Annotated in this window: 14 protein-coding genes; 7 read left to right on the top strand and 7 right to left on the bottom strand. The window is 58.4% G+C overall.

Annotation, left to right across the window (positions count from 1 at the left end):
- Window positions 1–38 precede the first annotated feature (38 nt).
- Together AB7M29_RS24290 and AB7M29_RS24285 are read right to left on the bottom strand one after the other, a co-directional pair.
- Window positions 39–485, bottom strand: a complete 447-nt coding sequence (locus AB7M29_RS24290) for an NUDIX hydrolase (RefSeq protein WP_048396931.1) — start codon at window positions 483–485, stop codon at window positions 39–41.
- Window positions 486–715: 230 nt separating this feature from the next.
- The gene (locus AB7M29_RS24285) at window positions 716–2,941 is read right to left on the bottom strand and encodes an NADP-dependent isocitrate dehydrogenase (protein WP_454248183.1); all 2,226 of its coding nucleotides are present in this window, start codon (window positions 2,939–2,941) and stop codon (window positions 716–718) included.
- A gap of 492 nt (window positions 2,942–3,433) precedes the next feature.
- Between AB7M29_RS24285 and icd the strand changes: the two genes are divergently transcribed.
- Complete coding sequence (icd, locus tag AB7M29_RS24280; protein WP_007905029.1) at window positions 3,434–4,690, top strand: NADP-dependent isocitrate dehydrogenase; 1,257 nt, start codon at window positions 3,434–3,436, stop codon at window positions 4,688–4,690.
- A 61-nt stretch (window positions 4,691–4,751) separates the two neighbouring features.
- On the opposite strand, the gene AB7M29_RS24275 is transcribed toward icd, so the two are convergent.
- Entirely contained in the window at window positions 4,752–5,036 is a 285-nt protein-coding gene (locus tag AB7M29_RS24275) for a cold shock domain-containing protein (protein WP_217857147.1), read from the bottom strand.
- 224 nt (window positions 5,037–5,260) lie between these two features.
- Here AB7M29_RS24275 and clpS point away from each other — a divergent pair, with 224 nt between their 5' ends.
- Window positions 5,261–5,623, top strand: a complete 363-nt coding sequence (clpS, locus tag AB7M29_RS24270; RefSeq protein WP_015094394.1) for an ATP-dependent Clp protease adapter ClpS — start codon at window positions 5,261–5,263, stop codon at window positions 5,621–5,623.
- A 30-nt stretch (window positions 5,624–5,653) separates the two neighbouring features.
- Window positions 5,654–7,924 (top strand): ATP-dependent Clp protease ATP-binding subunit ClpA, encoded by a 2,271-nt coding sequence (gene clpA, locus AB7M29_RS24265; RefSeq protein WP_052967012.1) that lies wholly within the window; start codon window positions 5,654–5,656, stop codon window positions 7,922–7,924.
- A 235-nt stretch (window positions 7,925–8,159) separates the two neighbouring features.
- Here clpA and infA read toward each other — a convergent pair whose 3' ends face one another.
- The 4 genes from infA to trxB all read right to left on the bottom strand — a co-directional run bounded on the left by infA (window position 8,160) and on the right by trxB (window position 10,951).
- Window positions 8,160–8,378, bottom strand: coding sequence for a translation initiation factor IF-1 (gene infA / locus AB7M29_RS24260; RefSeq protein WP_002553999.1), 219 nt, complete (start codon window positions 8,376–8,378; stop codon window positions 8,160–8,162).
- 100 nt (window positions 8,379–8,478) lie between these two features.
- Entirely contained in the window at window positions 8,479–9,186 is a 708-nt protein-coding gene (locus tag AB7M29_RS24255; protein ID WP_052967992.1) for an arginyltransferase, read from the bottom strand.
- Window positions 9,187–9,242: 56 nt separating this feature from the next.
- A complete protein-coding gene (gene aat, locus AB7M29_RS24250; RefSeq protein ID WP_454248182.1) occupies window positions 9,243–9,923 on the bottom strand; it encodes a leucyl/phenylalanyl-tRNA--protein transferase in 681 nt (226 codons plus the stop codon).
- Between the two features lie 68 nt (window positions 9,924–9,991).
- Entirely contained in the window at window positions 9,992–10,951 is a 960-nt protein-coding gene (gene trxB / locus AB7M29_RS24245) for a thioredoxin-disulfide reductase (RefSeq protein ID WP_454248181.1), read from the bottom strand.
- Window positions 10,952–11,257: 306 nt separating this feature from the next.
- Here trxB and AB7M29_RS24240 point away from each other — a divergent pair, with 306 nt between their 5' ends.
- The 4 genes from AB7M29_RS24240 to crcB all read left to right on the top strand — a co-directional run bounded on the left by AB7M29_RS24240 (window position 11,258) and on the right by crcB (window position 16,218).
- Complete coding sequence (locus AB7M29_RS24240; protein WP_032830114.1) at window positions 11,258–13,663, top strand: DNA translocase FtsK; 2,406 nt, start codon at window positions 11,258–11,260, stop codon at window positions 13,661–13,663.
- A 68-nt stretch (window positions 13,664–13,731) separates the two neighbouring features.
- A complete protein-coding gene (gene lolA / locus AB7M29_RS24235) occupies window positions 13,732–14,355 on the top strand; it encodes an outer membrane lipoprotein chaperone LolA (protein ID WP_007904916.1) in 624 nt (207 codons plus the stop codon).
- Window positions 14,356–14,521: 166 nt separating this feature from the next.
- The gene (locus AB7M29_RS24230; protein ID WP_008008559.1) at window positions 14,522–15,844 is read left to right on the top strand and encodes a replication-associated recombination protein A; all 1,323 of its coding nucleotides are present in this window, start codon (window positions 14,522–14,524) and stop codon (window positions 15,842–15,844) included.
- Window positions 15,844–16,218: a fluoride efflux transporter CrcB gene (crcB, locus tag AB7M29_RS24225; RefSeq protein ID WP_217857144.1), complete on the top strand. Its 375-nt coding sequence runs from the start codon at window positions 15,844–15,846 to the stop codon at window positions 16,216–16,218. The genes AB7M29_RS24230 and crcB overlap by 1 nt, the downstream gene beginning before the upstream one ends.
- The last annotated feature ends 8 nt before the right edge of the window (window positions 16,219–16,226 follow it).

The raw sequence follows: 16,226 nt of genomic DNA, 5'->3' as shown, positions 1-16,226 counted from the left end.
AAAAAGGACGCGATTCTAGCAGGCCGAAGCCCGCAAGGCTAAAGAGAAGGGCGGATCAGTTCGAGACCGAAGTGTTTGCCGTCCAGATAATCATCAATACAGCGGATGATCAGCTCACTGCGCCAGTTTGCGCGCTGTTGCAGCAGTTCGTCACGCGTCAGCCATTTTGCGCCGACGATACCGTCGTCCAGCTGATAGTCCGGATGGTGTTTGAGCGGTTTTGCGGTGAAGCAGACCCGCTGGTAAGTCACGCCGTTGCTTGGGGCGGTGTAGAGATAAATCCCCACCACGCCTGTCGGCTTGACGTCCCAGCCGGTTTCCTCAAGGGTTTCACGCACGGCGGCTTCGATCAGGGTTTCGTCCGGGTCCAAATGGCCGGCCGGTTGGTTAAGCACCGTTTGTCCGTGCTTGAGTTCTTCGACCATCAGGAAGCGACCATTGTCTTCGACGATGGTGGCGACGGTGATGTGGGGTAGCCAATCCATGAAGCTTCCTCGAATTTTGAATATTGAAACACGGTCAATGTGGGAGCGGCGGTGCGACGATTCGACTTGCTCGCGAAAGCGGTGGGTCAGCCAGCATGAATGTTGAATGATAAACCGCATTCGCGAGCAAGCCCGCTCCCACATTGGTCCAGTGTTCACATTGGAAGGGTGTGAACGCCAGAAACAGAAACCCCGGCACTGGGCCGGGGCTTCTTTGCATCCTTACAACCTTAAACCAGCGCAGCGATCGCGGCGTTGAAGGTGTTGCTCGGGCGCATGGCCTTGCTGATCAGCTCGGCATTGGCGTGGTAGTAACCGCCGATGTCCACTGGCTTGCCCTGAACGGCGTTGAGTTCGGCAACGATGGTCGCTTCGTTCTCGGTCAGGGTTTTGGCCAGTTCGCCGAACTGTGCTTGCAGTGCAGCGTCTTCGGTCTGGGCGGCCAGGGCTTGAGCCCAGTACAGCGCCAGATAGAAGTGGCTGCCGCGGTTGTCGATGTTGCCGACTTTGCGCGATGGCGACTTGTTGTTGTCCAGGAACTGGCCAGTGGCCTGATCCAGGGTCTTGGCCAGCACCAGCGCTTTAGGGTTGTTGTAGGTAACACCCAAGTGCTCGAGGGAGGCAGCCAGGGCCAGGAACTCACCCAGGGAATCCCAGCGCAGGAAGTTCTCTTCCAGCAGTTGCTGAACGTGCTTCGGTGCCGAACCGCCGGCGCCGGTTTCGAACAGGCCACCGCCGTTCATCAGTGGAACGATCGACAGCATCTTGGCGCTGGTGCCCAGCTCCATGATCGGGAACAGGTCGGTCAGGTAGTCGCGCAATACGTTGCCGGTCACCGAAATGGTGTCCTTGCCTTCGCGGGTGCGGTCCAGGGTGAACTTCATCGCGTCGACAGGCGACATGATGCGGATGTCCAGGCCGGAAGTATCGTGATCCTTCAGGTACGCCTGAACTTTCTCGATCACTACACCATCGTGGGCGCGCATTGGGTCCAGCCAGAAAATCGCTGGAGTTGCGCTTGCACGGGCACGGTTGACGGCCAGTTTGACCCAATCCTGGATCGGTGCGTCTTTGGTCTGGCACATGCGGAAGATGTCGCCGGCTTCAACCGACTGTTCCAGCAGAGTGCGGCCAGCACCGTCGGAAACCCGAACTACGCCGTTTGCCTTGATCTGGAAGGTCTTGTCGTGGGAGCCGTACTCTTCGGCTTTCTTCGCCATCAGGCCAACGTTTGGCACGCTGCCCATGGTGGTTGGATCGAAAGCGCCGTGCAGCTTGCAGTCTTCGATCACTGCCTGGTAGATGGTGGCGTAGCAGCGATCCGGGATCACAGCCTTGGTGTCGTGCAGCTGACCGTCAGTGCCCCACATTTTGCCGGAGTCACGGATCATTGCCGGCATCGAGGCGTCGACGATGACGTCGCTCGGCACGTGCAGGTTGGTAATGCCTTTGTCGGAGTTGACCATGGCCAACGACGGACGAACGGCGTAGACCGCCTGGATGTCTGCTTCGATCTGCGCTTGTTGCTCGGCAGGCAAAGCCTTGATGCGAGCGTACAGGTCGCCGATGCCGTTGTTCAGGTTGAAGCCGATCTGTGCCAGCACGTCAGCGTGCTTGGCCAGGGCGTCTTTATAGAACTCGGCAACGATCTGGCCGAACATGATCGGGTCGGAGACCTTCATCATGGTGGCTTTCAGGTGAACCGACAGCAGTACGCCTTTGGCTTTGGCGTCTTCGATCTCGGCCGCGATGAAGCTGCGCAGCGCTTTTTTGCTCAGAACGGCGCAATCGAGGATCTCACCGGCTTGCACGGTGGTTTTTTCTTTCAGGACGGTGGTGGTGCCGTCTTGAGCGATCAGTTCGATTTTGACGGCATCAGCGGCGTCGATCAGGGCGGCTTTTTCGCTGCCGTAGAAATCGCCGGTGCTCATGTGAGCGACGTGGGACTTGGAGTCTTTGGCCCAAGCGCCCATTTTGTGCGGGTGCTTGCGCGCGTAGTTCTTGACCGACAGTGGTGCGCGACGATCAGAGTTGCCTTCGCGCAGAACCGGGTTTACGGCGCTGCCTTTGATTTTGTCGTAACGCGACTTGGCGAGCTTGTCGGCATCGCTGGTCACGGTTTCCGGGTAGTCCGGCAGTGCGAAGCCCTGGGCTTGCAGCTCTTTGATCGCGGCCTGCAGTTGCGGAACCGAAGCGCTGATGTTCGGCAGCTTGATGATGTTGGCTTCAGGCGTAACGGCCAGGTCGCCCAGTTCGGCGAGGTGGTCGGCTACGGCTTTGTCACCCAATTGCTCGGGGAAGCTGGCCAGAATGCGCCCTGCAAGAGAGATATCGCGGGTTTCAACGGCGATATCAGCCGAGGCGGTGAAAGCCTCTACGATAGGCAACAGTGAATAGGTGGCGAGGGCTGGGGCTTCGTCGGTGAAGGTATAGATGATCTTCGAGCGGGTGGGCATATTCGGATTAACTCTCTCTTCTTTGCTAAAGCGTGCGCAGAAACTCGAGGGGCGCCGGGTAAGCGCGTTCGTTCAAAGTCATCCATGAGCCGAATGTCGAGATTCTTCGCGGTGATGTTGGGTGCATCAGTCGAGCGTCAAGCGGGTGGACTGCGGTAACAATCCGGCTTATTCGGGCCCAACGTCTTGTGATAGAGCGGTCGGCCGTCGTGACTCTGTGGTCAGCGGCGGCATTATACATAGGTAGCTGGCAATCTGCCGATGGTTCATATGCAACGTTTTTCGTCCATTGGTCTAAAGGTCGCAGGCCGGTGTGGGGCGTAGAGTCGTTCGCCGTGCTTGAGTTTGGCGCTTTTCCCTTTGCTTTCAGGCTTGTACGTCGCGAACTGTGCAGCTTTGCGGCAGATGGGTGGAACATAGGGTTTGCGCGCCGATTTAACTGGGGTACGCTCGAACGCAGCCAGATGTTCAATCCAAACAATGGAGTACAGCATGGGATACAAGAAGATTCAGGTTCCAGCCGTCGGCGACAAAATCACCGTCAACGCGGACCATTCTCTCAATGTTCCTAACAACCCGATCATCCCCTTCATCGAAGGCGATGGTATTGGCGTTGATATCAGCCCGGTCATGATCAAGGTTGTCGATGCTGCTGTTAAGAAGGCTTACGGCGGCGAGCGCAAAATTTCCTGGATGGAAGTCTACGCCGGGGAGAAAGCGACTCAGGTTTACGATCAGGACACCTGGCTGCCTCAGGAAACCCTGGACGCGGTCAAGGATTACGTGGTTTCCATCAAGGGCCCTCTGACCACGCCGGTCGGCGGCGGCATTCGTTCGCTGAACGTGGCCCTGCGTCAGCAGCTCGACCTGTATGTCTGCCTGCGCCCGGTGCGCTGGTTCGAAGGCGTACCGAGCCCGGTCAAGAAGCCAGGCGACGTCGACATGACCATCTTCCGTGAAAACTCGGAAGACATTTATGCCGGTATCGAATGGAAAGCCGGTTCGCCGGAAGCGACCAAGGTCATCAAGTTCCTTAAAGAAGAAATGGGCGTCACCAAGATCCGTTTCGACGAAAACTGCGGTATCGGCGTCAAGCCGGTTTCCCTGGAAGGCACCAAGCGTCTGGCGCGCAAGGCTCTGCAGTATGTGGTCGACAACGACCGCGATTCGCTGACCATCGTGCACAAAGGCAACATCATGAAGTTCACCGAAGGTGCCTTCAAGGAATGGGCCTACGAAGTGGCCGCTGAAGAATTCGGCGCGACCCTGCTCGATGGCGGTCCATGGATGCAGTTCAAGAACCCGAAAACCGGCAAGAACGTCATCGTCAAGGACGCCATCGCCGACGCCATGCTCCAGCAGATCCTGCTGCGCCCGGCCGAGTACGATGTGATTGCGACCCTGAACCTCAATGGCGACTACCTCTCCGACGCCCTGGCGGCCGAAGTGGGCGGTATCGGTATCGCGCCGGGTGCCAACCTGTCCGACACCGTGGCCATGTTTGAAGCGACCCACGGGACTGCGCCGAAGTACGCCGGCAAGGACCAGGTCAACCCGGGTTCGTTGATCCTGTCCGCCGAGATGATGCTGCGTCACATGGGCTGGACCGAAGCGGCCGATTTGATCATCAAAGGCACCAACGGCGCGATCTCCGCGAAAACCGTGACCTATGACTTCGAACGTCTGATGGAGGGCGCGAAACTGCTGTCGTCTTCCGCGTTTGGTGATGCGTTGATCTCGCACATGTAAGCCAGCTGACAAAAAAAACCGCCTTCGGGCGGTTTTTTTATGACTGGATGATTAGGTTGCGTCAGCTCGACACTGTTTCTTGTTGCAGGGTGGCGTGCGCAGCCTGTTCATTAGCGCTGTCAGCGGGTGCAATATTCACCGCGTGAAGCCCCTTGGGGCCCTGAATAATCTCGAAACTTACGGCTTGTCCGGCTTTGAGGGTCTTGTAACCTTCCATTTTAATAACCGAATAGTGGGCAAAGAAATCGATGTCCTTGCCATCCTCGTCGCGACCTTCTCTGGCGTCGGTGTTAATGAAACCGAACCCCTTGGCATTGTTGAACCATTTCACCTTACCGACAGCCATACCCATATCCCTCTGCAACAGACTCCATCACTGGAGTATCATCCAGTTAATCCGCAGTCTAATCTGCAAATAAGATTGACTCCGCGGACCTTTTTTACCCACTGTGGGCTCTATTGGTTGTAACACCGATTTTCCGATAGTCAAGGTGACCGGGCAGTCGGAGTTGAAAACGTTCATAACCGCCCCCACCACTGTATTTGCACAACTGACGAACCTTTCTTTCCATGCATGCAATCAGCCAGATTCGACTAACATTCAATCAGGATCGCCCTGATTTACACGACGACGATTCCGCAGGCATTGCTGTTCAGGAGGCTAAGCCTGCTTTACAGGCGCCACCGATGTACAAGGTGGTTTTGTTCAACGATGACTACACACCGATGGATTTCGTCGTCGAAGTGCTCGAGGTGTTTTTTAACCTGAATCGCGAGCTGGCGACCAAGGTCATGCTGGCCGTCCACACAGAAGGACGGGCAGTATGTGGAGTGTTTACCCGCGACATCGCCGAGACCAAGGCCATGCAGGTCAACCAGTACGCCAGGGAAAGCCAGCATCCGCTACTCTGTGAAATCGAGAAGGACGGTTAATCGCCGACCACTTGGGTATGAGGTGAAGCTATGTTAAACCGCGAGCTCGAAGTCACCCTCAATCTTGCCTTCAAGGAGGCTCGTTCGAAGCGTCATGAATTCATGACCGTCGAGCACCTTCTGCTGGCCCTATTGGATAATGAGGCTGCCGCCACCGTTTTGCGTGCCTGCGGCGCAAACCTCGACAAACTCAAGCATGATCTGCAGGAGTTCATCGACTCCACCACGCCATTGATCCCTCTTCATGACGAGGATCGTGAAACCCAGCCAACCCTGGGCTTCCAGCGTGTACTGCAACGTGCTGTCTTTCACGTACAGAGCTCGGGCAAACGCGAAGTGACTGGCGCTAACGTGCTGGTCGCAATCTTCAGTGAGCAAGAGAGTCAGGCAGTGTTTCTGCTGAAACAGCAGAGCGTTGCGCGCATCGATGTCGTCAACTACATCGCCCATGGCATTTCCAAAGTGCCGGGGCATGGCGATCACTCTGAAGGTGAACAAGATATGCAGGACGACGAGGGCGGTGAGTCTTCCTCTTCAGGCAATCCTCTGGATGCTTATGCCAGCAACCTCAACGAACTCGCGCGCCAGGGTCGTATCGATCCGTTGGTAGGCCGTGAGCTGGAAGTCGAGCGCGTCGCGCAGATCCTCGCGCGTCGTCGCAAAAACAATCCGCTGCTGGTGGGCGAGGCGGGCGTGGGTAAAACCGCGATTGCCGAAGGCTTGGCCAAACGCATTGTCGACAACCAGGTGCCGGATCTGCTGGCCAACAGCGTGGTGTATTCCCTCGATCTGGGGGCTTTGCTGGCCGGGACCAAATACCGCGGCGATTTCGAGAAGCGTTTCAAGGCGCTGCTCAATGAGCTGAAAAAACGTCCGCAGGCGATCCTGTTCATCGACGAGATCCACACCATCATTGGTGCGGGCGCTGCGTCCGGTGGCGTCATGGATGCTTCGAACCTGCTCAAGCCATTGCTGTCTTCGGGCGACATTCGCTGCATCGGTTCGACCACGTTCCAGGAATTCCGCGGGATCTTCGAGAAGGACCGTGCTCTGGCTCGGCGCTTCCAGAAGGTCGATGTGTCGGAACCTTCGGTGGAAGACACCATTGGCATCCTGCGTGGCCTGAAAGGGCGTTTCGAAGCGCACCACAACATCGAATACAGCGATGAAGCGCTGCGTGCCGCTGCTGAACTGGCCTCGCGTTACATCAATGACCGGCACATGCCGGACAAGGCCATCGACGTTATCGACGAGGCGGGCGCCTATCAGCGTCTGCAGCCGATCGAGAAGCGGGTGAAGCGCATCGAAGTGGCTCAGGTCGAGGACATCGTCGCGAAAATCGCGCGAATTCCGCCAAAGCACGTCACCAGTTCCGACAAAGAGCTGCTGCGTAACCTTGAGCGTGATCTGAAGCTCACGGTATTTGGCCAGGATGCGGCGATCGATTCTCTGTCGACCGCGATCAAACTGTCCCGTGCCGGCCTCAAGTCGCCTGACAAGCCCGTCGGTTCGTTCCTGTTCGCAGGGCCGACCGGTGTTGGTAAAACCGAGGCCGCGCGGCAACTGGCCAAGGCGTTGGGTGTCGAACTGGTTCGCTTCGACATGTCCGAGTACATGGAGCGCCACACCGTATCGCGTCTGATCGGTGCCCCTCCAGGCTATGTCGGGTTCGATCAGGGCGGTCTGCTGACCGAAGCCATCACCAAGCAGCCTCACTGCGTGCTGCTGCTCGATGAAATCGAGAAGGCGCATCCGGAAGTCTTCAACCTGCTGTTGCAGGTCATGGACCACGGTACGCTGACCGATAACAACGGGCGCAAGGCGGACTTCCGTAACGTGATCGTCATCATGACGACCAACGCCGGTGCCGAGACTGCAGCGCGTGCTTCGATCGGTTTCACCTATCAGGACCACTCGTCCGATGCGATGGAAGTGATCAAGAAGAGCTTCACGCCGGAATTCCGTAACCGTCTGGACACCATTATCCAGTTTGGTCGCCTCAGCCATGAGGTCATCAAAAGCGTGGTGGACAAGTTCCTCACCGAACTTCAGGCGCAGCTGGAAGACAAGCGTGTGCTGCTGGAAGTCACCGACGCGGCTCGCAGCTGGCTGGCGGCCGGTGGCTACGACTCGGCAATGGGCGCTCGTCCAATGGCGCGTTTGATCCAGGACAAGATCAAGCGTCCGCTGGCGGAGGAGATTCTCTTTGGCGAACTGGCCGAACATGGCGGTGTGGTACACATCGACATCAAGGACGGCGAGCTGACCTTCGAGTTCGAGACCACGGCTGAAATGGCCTGACGTTAACGCGATAAAGCAAAAGGCGCCGAAAGGCGCCTTTTTGCTGTCTTGAAGAAACACACCAAACCCCTGTGGGAGCGGGCTTGCTCGCGAAAGCGGTGGGTCAGCTTGCATCAATGTTGAATGTGCCGCCGTCTTCGCGAGCAAGCCCGCTCCCACATTGGATTTAGGGTGGTCATCAAATTCCACACAAACAAAAACGCCCGGCATAGCCGGGCGTTTTGTATTGACTTGATTAGCGAGCGCGGTAGGTGATGCGCCCTTTGCTCAAGTCATAGGGCGTCAGCTCGACGCGCACTTTGTCGCCGGTAAGAATACGGATGTAGTTCTTGCGCATCTTGCCGGAAATATGCGCGGTTACGACGTGCCCATTTTCCAACTCCACACGAAACATGGTGTTGGGCAGGGTGTCGACGACAGTGCCTTCCATTTCGAAGCTGTCTTCTTTCGACATGCAGTAAAGCCCTCGGTGTCCAATGAATGGCCCGGTGCAACTGCGCCAGGCAAAAGCGGCGTGCATTGTGCCCGAAAAATGGGGTTTAAGCCAAGGGGTTCTAGCTCAGGATGACCCAACGCTGATTAATCAGCAGTTCGATAGGGCGATATTGGGTCTTGTAGCTCATTTTTTTGCAGTTTTTGATCCAGTAGCCGAGATAGACCGCTTCCAGCCCCAGGCGCCGGGCTTCGGTGATCTGCCAGAGAATCGCATAACGCCCCAGGCTGCGACGCTCCTCGCCGGGCTCGTAGAAGGTGTAGACCGCCGATAAACCGTTGGGCAGCAAGTCGGTGACGGCCACTGCCAGCAGTCGGCCTTCGAGACGAAATTCGTAGAAGCGGGAGAACGGCAAGTCACGCACCAGGAAGGTCGAAAACTGGTCGCGGCTTGGCGGATACATATCGCCATCGGCGTGACGTTGTTCGATGTAACGCTGATAGAGGCCGAAGTACTCTTCGCTGAACTTTGGCCTGGCCGGACGCACCTGCAAGTCGGCATTGCGTTTGACGATGCGTTTCTGCTGACGGTTGGGGGTAAATTGCCCCACAGGAATGCGCGCCGGTACGCACGCATTGCAATGCTGGCAATGGGGCCGGTAGAGATGATCGCCACTGCGACGAAAACCCATTTCCGACAGGTCTGCATAGACATGCACATCCATGGGCTGGCTAGGGTCGAGAAACAGCGTCGTGGCCTGCTCCTCGGGCAGATAACTGCAAGAGTGGGGCTGAGTGGCATAGAACTTCAAACGCGCCAACTCGGTCATGATCAACCCTCGGGATAAGCTTTTGATTAAGTGTAAGCCACATGGGGAAAAGTCGCTCAGCAAACCCAGGTGGCGCGGCCCGGTTGATCCAGGTGCCGGGCAAGGTAGCCGGCAAATTCGCGGCGGGGAATCGCTCGGGCGCCCAGGCTGTGCAGATGATCGGTAGGCATCTGGCAGTCGATCAGCACAAAACCTGATTCTTTCAGGTGTCGCACCAGGGTGGCGAAGCCATATTTGGAGGCGTTGTCGGCGCGGCTGAACATCGACTCACCGAAAAACAACTGCCCCATAGCCAGGCCGTAGAGCCCGCCGACCAGCACGCCATCGTCCCAGACCTCCACCGAGTGGGCGTAACCACGCCTGTGCAGTTCGACGTAGGCGTCCTGCATCGCTTGGGTGATCCAGGTGCCGTCAGCGTACTCGCGCGGTGCGGCGCAAGCGCGGATGATTGCGGCAAAATCCCGATCGAAGGTCACTTGATAGCGCTGTTGGCGCAGCAGTTTGTTCAAGCTGCGGGAGACATGCAGTTCGTCGGGAAACAGTACCGTGCGCGGATCCGGCGACCACCAGAGAATCGGCTGGCCCTCCGAAAACCACGGAAAGCAGCCGTGACGATAGGCTTGAATCAGCCGATCGGCGGACAAATCGCCACCCGCGGCCAGGAGCCCGTTGGGGTCGCGCATGGCTTTTTCCAGCGGCGGGAAGGTCAGGGTGTTGCGTTGTAACCAAGTCAGCATGGCATCCGGGCTTGCAGAAGGGGAGGGCGGTAGCGGGCCGTTGAACCCGCCTTGTAGGAGGTTAACCGTCAAACGGTGGGGATGTCATCGAGATACTTCTCGGCATCCAGCGCGGCCATGCAGCCGGCCCCGGCGGACGTCACCGCCTGGCGGTAAATATGATCGGCCACATCACCGGCGGCGAATACGCCTTCGATGTCGGTGGCAGTGGCGTCACCTTCGCTGCCGCCCTTGACCAGCAAGTAGCCGTCACGCATTTTCAGTTGGCCCTGAAACAGATCGGTGTTGGGTTTGTGGCCGATGGCAATGAATACACCGGCCAGCGGCAATTCATTGGTTTCGCCCGTATGGCTGTGCCGCAGGCGGGCGCCGGTCACACCGCTGGCGTCGCCCAGCACTTCGTCCAGATTCTGGTTCCAGTGCAGGCGGATATTGCCGTTGGCGGCTTTTTCGAAGAGCTTGTCCTGGAGGATCTTCTCCGAGCGCAGTTTGTCGCGACGGTGAATCAGGTGGACTTCCTTGGCAATGTTCGACAGGTACAGCGCTTCTTCCACGGCCGTGTTACCGCCGCCGACCACCGCGACCACCTGGTTGCGGTAGAAGAAGCCATCACAGGTGGCACAGGCCGAAACTCCTTTGCCGGCAAAGGCTTCTTCCGATGGCAGCCCCAGATATTGGGCCGAAGCGCCGGTGGCGATAACCAGCGCATCGCAGGTGTAGGTGCCGCTGTCGCCGATGAGTTCGAACGGGCGCTGTTGCAACTTGGCCGTATGGATGTGGTCGTAAACGATCTCTGTGTCGAAGCGTTCGGCGTGTTTTTGCATGCGTTCCATCAGTACCGGGCCGGTCAGGCCTTCGACGTCGCCAGGCCAGTTGTCGACTTCGACGGTGGTGGTCAGCTGGCCACCTGCCTGTATACCGGTGATGACAACGGGTTTGAGGTTGGCGCGAGCGGCATAAACGGCTGCGCTGTAACCGGCAGGGCCGGAACCCAGAATGATCAGGCGGGAATGCTTCGCTTCACTCATAAAAACACCTCATAAGCCTTTGTCACAAAAGAGAATGCATGCTCAAATTGGACTGCGCGTACTGTGCTGTTGGCTATGCTGCACCCAAGGGTCTCAAGCATGGCATCGGGCGAACAAACCCGTACAATGCCCGCTTGTAACAGTGTTTGTATCAAAAAAGCGGTGCGTGCCGTATTTCGAAAAACCGGGGCGCAGTGTTAAAAGTAGTCCCAGTTGCGCCTGTTAACTTTTTTACCTGCCTGGATTGGGCAGTTTTTATAGTCATTCAACAGATGGACGCGCCATGGGCGCAGGAAAAGAAGCGTTTTGAAGAAATCCACCGCAGCACCTAAAACAGTCGTCCCGCTCTGGCGCCAGCAATTGCACTACCGGCTCAAGGAAGGTGCATTGATCGCCATCGGCGCCTTGTGCCTGTTCCTGATGATGGCTTTGTTGACCTACGGCAAAGACGATCCGGGCTGGAGCCATAACAGCAAGATCGACGATGTGCAGAACTTCGGCGGGCCTGCCGGCTCTTACAGCGCCGACATCCTGTTCATGGTCCTGGGTTACTTCGCCTACATTTTCCCGTTGCTGCTGGCGATCAAGGCGTATCAGATCTTCCGCCAGCGCCACGAGCCGTGGCAGTGGAGCGGCTGGCTGTTCTCCTGGCGCCTGATCGGCCTGGTGTTTCTGGTGCTGTCGGGTGCAGCGCTGGCCCACATCCATTTCCATGCGGCGACCGGTCTGCCGGCCGGCGCTGGTGGTGCTTTGGGCGAAAGCCTCGGCGATCTGGCCCGGAACGCGCTGAACATCCAGGGCAGCACGCTGTTGTTCATCGCGCTGTTCCTGTTCGGCCTGACGGTGTTCACCGACCTGTCGTGGTTCAAGGTGATGGACGTCACCGGCAAGATCACCCTTGATCTGTTCGAACTGTTTCAGGGCGCGGCCAATCGCTGGTGGGCGGCCCGTGTGGAGCGCAAGCAACTGGTCGCCCAACTGCGTGAAGTCGACGATCGCGTGCATGACGTGGTCGCGCCGACTGTCACCGACAAACGCGAGCAAGCCAAGGTCAAGGAGCGCCTGATCGAGCGCGAGCAGGCCTTGAGCAAGCACATGTCCGAGCGCGAGAAGCAGGTGCCGCCGGTGATTGCCCCGGCTCCGCCCAAACCCGCAGCGCCCAGCAAGCGCGTGGAAAAAGAGAAACAGGCGCCGTTGTTCGTCGACAGCGCCGTGGAAGGCACCTTGCCGCCGATCTCGATTCTTGACCCCGCGGAAAAGAAACAACTCAATTATTCGCCTGAATCCCTGGCGGCCGTCGGCCACTTGCTGGAAATCAAGCTCAAGGAATTCGGCGTCGAAGTCTCGGTGGATTCGATTCACCCGGGCCCGGTCATTACCCGTTACGAAATCCAGCCTGCAGCCGGCGTCAAAGTCAGCCGCATCTCCAACCTGGCGAAAGACCTGGCCCGTTCCCTGGCCGTGACCAGTGTGCGTGTCGTGGAGGTAATTCCGGGCAAGACCACGGTCGGTATCGAGATCCCGAACGAAGACCGGCAGATCGTGCGCTTCTCCGAGGTCTTGTCGACCCCCGAGTACGATAACTTCAAGTCCCCGGTCACCCTGGCCCTGGGTCATGATATCGGCGGCAAACCGGTCATCACCGACCTGGCGAAAATGCCGCACTTGCTGGTGGCCGGTACGACCGGTTCCGGTAAGTCGGTGGGTGTGAACGCGATGATCCTGTCGATTCTGTTCAAATCTGGCCCTGAAGACGCCAAACTGATCATGATCGACCCGAAAATGCTTGAGCTGTCGATCTACGAAGGCATTCCGCACCTCCTGTGCCCGGTGGTCACCGACATGAAGGACGCTGCCAACGCCTTGCGCTGGAGCGTCGCCGAGATGGAACGGCGCTACAAGCTGATGGCGAAAATGGGCGTGCGTAACCTGTCGGGCTTCAACGCCAAGGTCAAGGAAGCCCAGGACGCCGGCGAGCCGTTGAGCGATCCGCTGTACAAGCGCGAAAGCATCCACGACGAAGCGCCACTGCTGCAAAAACTGCCGACCATTGTCGTGGTCGTCGACGAATTCGCCGACATGATGATGATCGTCGGCAAGAAGGTTGAAGAGCTGATCGCCCGTATCGCCCAGAAGGCTCGTGCGGCCGGTATCCACTTGATCCTCGCGACCCAGCGTCCGTCGGTGGACGTGATCACCGGTCTGATCAAGGCGAACATTCCGACCCGTATGGCGTTCCAGGTATCGAGCAAGATCGATTCGCGGACCATCATCGACCAGGGCGGCGCCGAACAACTGCTGGGCCACGGTGATATGTTGTACATGCCGCCGGGCACCAGTCTGCCGATTCGTGTTCACGGCGCGTTCGTGTCCGATGACGAGGTTCACCGGGTGGTTGAAGCCTGGAAACTGCGCGGTGCACCTGAATACAACGATGACATCCTAGCCGGTGTCGAAGAACCCGGTAGCGGCTTTGAAAACGGCGGTGGTGGCGGTGACGATGATGCTGAAACCGATGCGCTCTACGACGAAGCGGTGCAGTTCGTACTGGAAAGCCGTCGCGCGTCCATCTCCGCGGTTCAGCGCAAGCTGAAAATCGGCTACAACCGCGCGGCGCGCATGATCGAAGCCATGGAGATGGCTGGGGTCGTGACGTCCATGAACACCAACGGTTCGCGTGAAGTCCTGGCCCCTGGCCCGGTGCGCGACTGATCCGGTTTTGAAAGGGGCGGTGTCTTGAGACGCCGCCCGCACTCCCACGAATGTTTATGAGGACTCCCATGCGTCTTATCCGCATGCTGTTGCTGCCGGTACTGGCTTTGACCACGCTCTCGGCCCACGCCGATGACAAGGACGTGGCACGTCTGACTCAACTGCTGGAAAAATCCCAGACCCTGACCGCGCGTTTCTCCCAGCTGACCCTCGATGGCAGTGGCACCCAGTTGCAGGAAACCGCCGGTCAAATGTCCTTGCAGCGCCCGGGCCTGTTCTACTGGCACACCGATGCGCCGCAAGAGCAGTTGATGGTGTCCGACGGCAAGAAGGTTTCCCTGTGGGACCCGGACCTGGAGCAGGTGACCATCAAGACCCTCGACCAGCGTCTGACCCAGACTCCGGCCCTGCTGTTGTCCGGTGACGTGTCCAAGATCAGCCAGAGCTTCGACATCAGCGCCAAGGAAGCCGGCGGCGTGATCGACTTCACCCTGAAGCCGAAAACCAAAGACACTTTGTTCGACAGCCTGCGTCTGTCGTTCCGCAATGGTCTGGTCAATGACATGCAGCTGATTGACAGCGTCGGTCAGCGCACCAATATCCTGTTTACTGGCGTGAAGGCCAACGAGCCGATTCCTGCGTCCAAATTCAAGTTCGACATCCCCAAGGGTGCCGACGTGATCCAGGAATAAAACGCAGGACCTGTGGGAGCGGGCTTGCTCGCGAAGAGGGAGTGTCAGTCACCATCAATGTTGTCTGACACACCGCATTCGCGAGCAAGCCCGCTCCCACAGGAACTACGCTGTCCAATTCCTTGACGGATCGGCATCAGGACCCAGTGAGGTTTCATAAGTAGTGATGGACCTGTTTCGCAGCGCCCCGATTGCTCAGCCCTTGGCCGCACGCCTGCGCGCGACCAATCTGGACGAGTACGTCGGTCAGGAACACCTGCTCGCTCGCGGCAAGCCTTTGCGCGAAGCGCTGGAGCAGGGTGCCCTGCATTCGATGATTTTCTGGGGGCCGCCGGGGGTGGGTAAAACCACGTTGGCGCGACTGCTCGCGGAAGTCTCCGATGCGCACTTCGAAACGGTTTCGGCGGTACTGGCCGGCGTAAAGGAAATCCGCCAGGCGGTGGAAGTCGCCAAGCAACAGGCCGGGCAGTACGGTAAACGCACCATCCTGTTCGTCGACGAAGTGCACCGCTTCAACAAGTCCCAGCAGGATGCGTTCCTGCCGTACGTTGAAGACGGCACGCTGATTTTCATCGGCGCGACCACCGAAAACCCCTCGTTCGAACTCAATAACGCGCTCCTGTCCCGGGCGCGCGTCTATGTGCTCAAAAGCCTCGACGAAGCGGCCCTGCGCAAGCTGGTGCATCGCGCGCTGACCGAAGAGCGAGGGTTGGGCAAGCGGCAACTGACCCTCAGCGATGAGGGTTTCCAGATGCTGTTGTCCGCCGCCGATGGCGATGGCCGGCGTCTGCTCAATCTGCTGGAAAACGCCTCTGACCTGGCCGAAGACAACAGCGAAATCGGCGTCGATCTGCTGCAAAGTCTGCTCGGTGATACCCGTCGACGCTTCGACAAGGGCGGCGAAGCCTTCTACGACCAGATCTCCGCGCTGCATAAATCGGTGCGCGGCTCCAATCCCGATGGCGCGCTGTATTGGTTTGCGCGGATGATCGACGGCGGTTGCGACCCGCTGTACCTGGCCCGGCGCGTGGTGCGCATGGCCAGCGAAGACATCGGCAACGCCGACCCTCGCGCGCTCAGCCTGTGCCTGGCGGCGTGGGAAGTGCAGGAGCGCCTCGGCAGCCCCGAAGGTGAATTGGCGGTGGCCCAGGCCATTACCTATCTGGCCTGCGCGCCGAAAAGCAATGCGGTGTACATGGGCTTCAAAGCCGCGATGCGCAGCGCCACCGAACACGGTTCGCTCGAAGTGCCGCTGCACTTGCGCAACGCGCCGACCAAGTTGATGAAGCAATTGGGCTATGGTGACGAGTACCGTTATGCCCACGATGAACCAGATGCCTACGCTGCGGGCGAAGACTACTTCCCGGACGAGCTCGAACCGCAACGGTTTTATCAACCAGTGCCCCGTGGCCTGGAGCTGAAGATCGGCGAAAAGCTTAACCACCTCGCGCAGCTTGATCGTCTAAGTCCACGGCAGCGGAGAAAATAGTGATTCCATTGATCGTTGCCGTTTCTGTCGGCGGTGTCGCCGGTACGCTATTGCGCTTCGCCACCGGTAACTGGATCAACGCGAATTGGCCGCGGCACTTCTATACCGCGACGCTGGCCGTTAATATCGTGGGCTGTTTGCTGATCGGCGTTTTGTACGGTCTGTTTTTGATGCGCCCGGAAGTACCGATAGAGGTGCGCGCCGGGTTGATGATCGGCTTCCTCGGGGGGCTGACGACTTTTTCATCCTTTTCACTGGATACGGTGCGCCTGCTGGAAACCGGGCAAGTGCCGCTGGCCCTGGGCTATGCGGCCATCAGCGTATTCGGCGGGCTGCTCGCCACCTGGGCTGGCCTGTCCTTGACCAAACTTTGATAACGAGA

The sequence above is a fragment of the Pseudomonas sp. F-14 TE3623 genome (genome assembly GCF_053629015.1).
This window is presented reverse-complemented; position numbering and strand designations above follow the sequence as displayed.

Bases quoted from the DNA above. Each gene is read 5' to 3' on its own strand.
- clpA (WP_052967012.1), top strand. From the start codon at position 5,654: ATGTTAAACCGCGAGCTCGAAGTCACCCTCAATCTTGCCTTCAAGGAG.
- clpS (WP_015094394.1), top strand. From the start codon at position 5,261: ATGCATGCAATCAGCCAGATTCGACTAACATTCAATCAGGATCGCCCT.
- AB7M29_RS24275 (WP_217857147.1), bottom strand. From the start codon at position 5,036: ATGGCTGTCGGTAAGGTGAAATGGTTCAACAATGCCAAGGGGTTCGGT.
- AB7M29_RS24230 (WP_008008559.1), top strand. From the start codon at position 14,522: ATGGACCTGTTTCGCAGCGCCCCGATTGCTCAGCCCTTGGCCGCACGC.
- infA (WP_002553999.1), bottom strand. From the start codon at position 8,378: ATGTCGAAAGAAGACAGCTTCGAAATGGAAGGCACTGTCGTCGACACC.
- AB7M29_RS24290 (WP_048396931.1), bottom strand. From the start codon at position 485: ATGGATTGGCTACCCCACATCACCGTCGCCACCATCGTCGAAGACAAT.
- trxB (WP_454248181.1), bottom strand. From the start codon at position 10,951: ATGAGTGAAGCGAAGCATTCCCGCCTGATCATTCTGGGTTCCGGCCCT.
- AB7M29_RS24285 (WP_454248183.1), bottom strand. From the start codon at position 2,941: ATGCCCACCCGCTCGAAGATCATCTATACCTTCACCGACGAAGCCCCA.
- aat (WP_454248182.1), bottom strand. From the start codon at position 9,923: ATGCTGACTTGGTTACAACGCAACACCCTGACCTTCCCGCCGCTGGAA.
- AB7M29_RS24255 (WP_052967992.1), bottom strand. From the start codon at position 9,186: ATGACCGAGTTGGCGCGTTTGAAGTTCTATGCCACTCAGCCCCACTCT.
- icd (WP_007905029.1), top strand. From the start codon at position 3,434: ATGGGATACAAGAAGATTCAGGTTCCAGCCGTCGGCGACAAAATCACC.
- lolA (WP_007904916.1), top strand. From the start codon at position 13,732: ATGCGTCTTATCCGCATGCTGTTGCTGCCGGTACTGGCTTTGACCACG.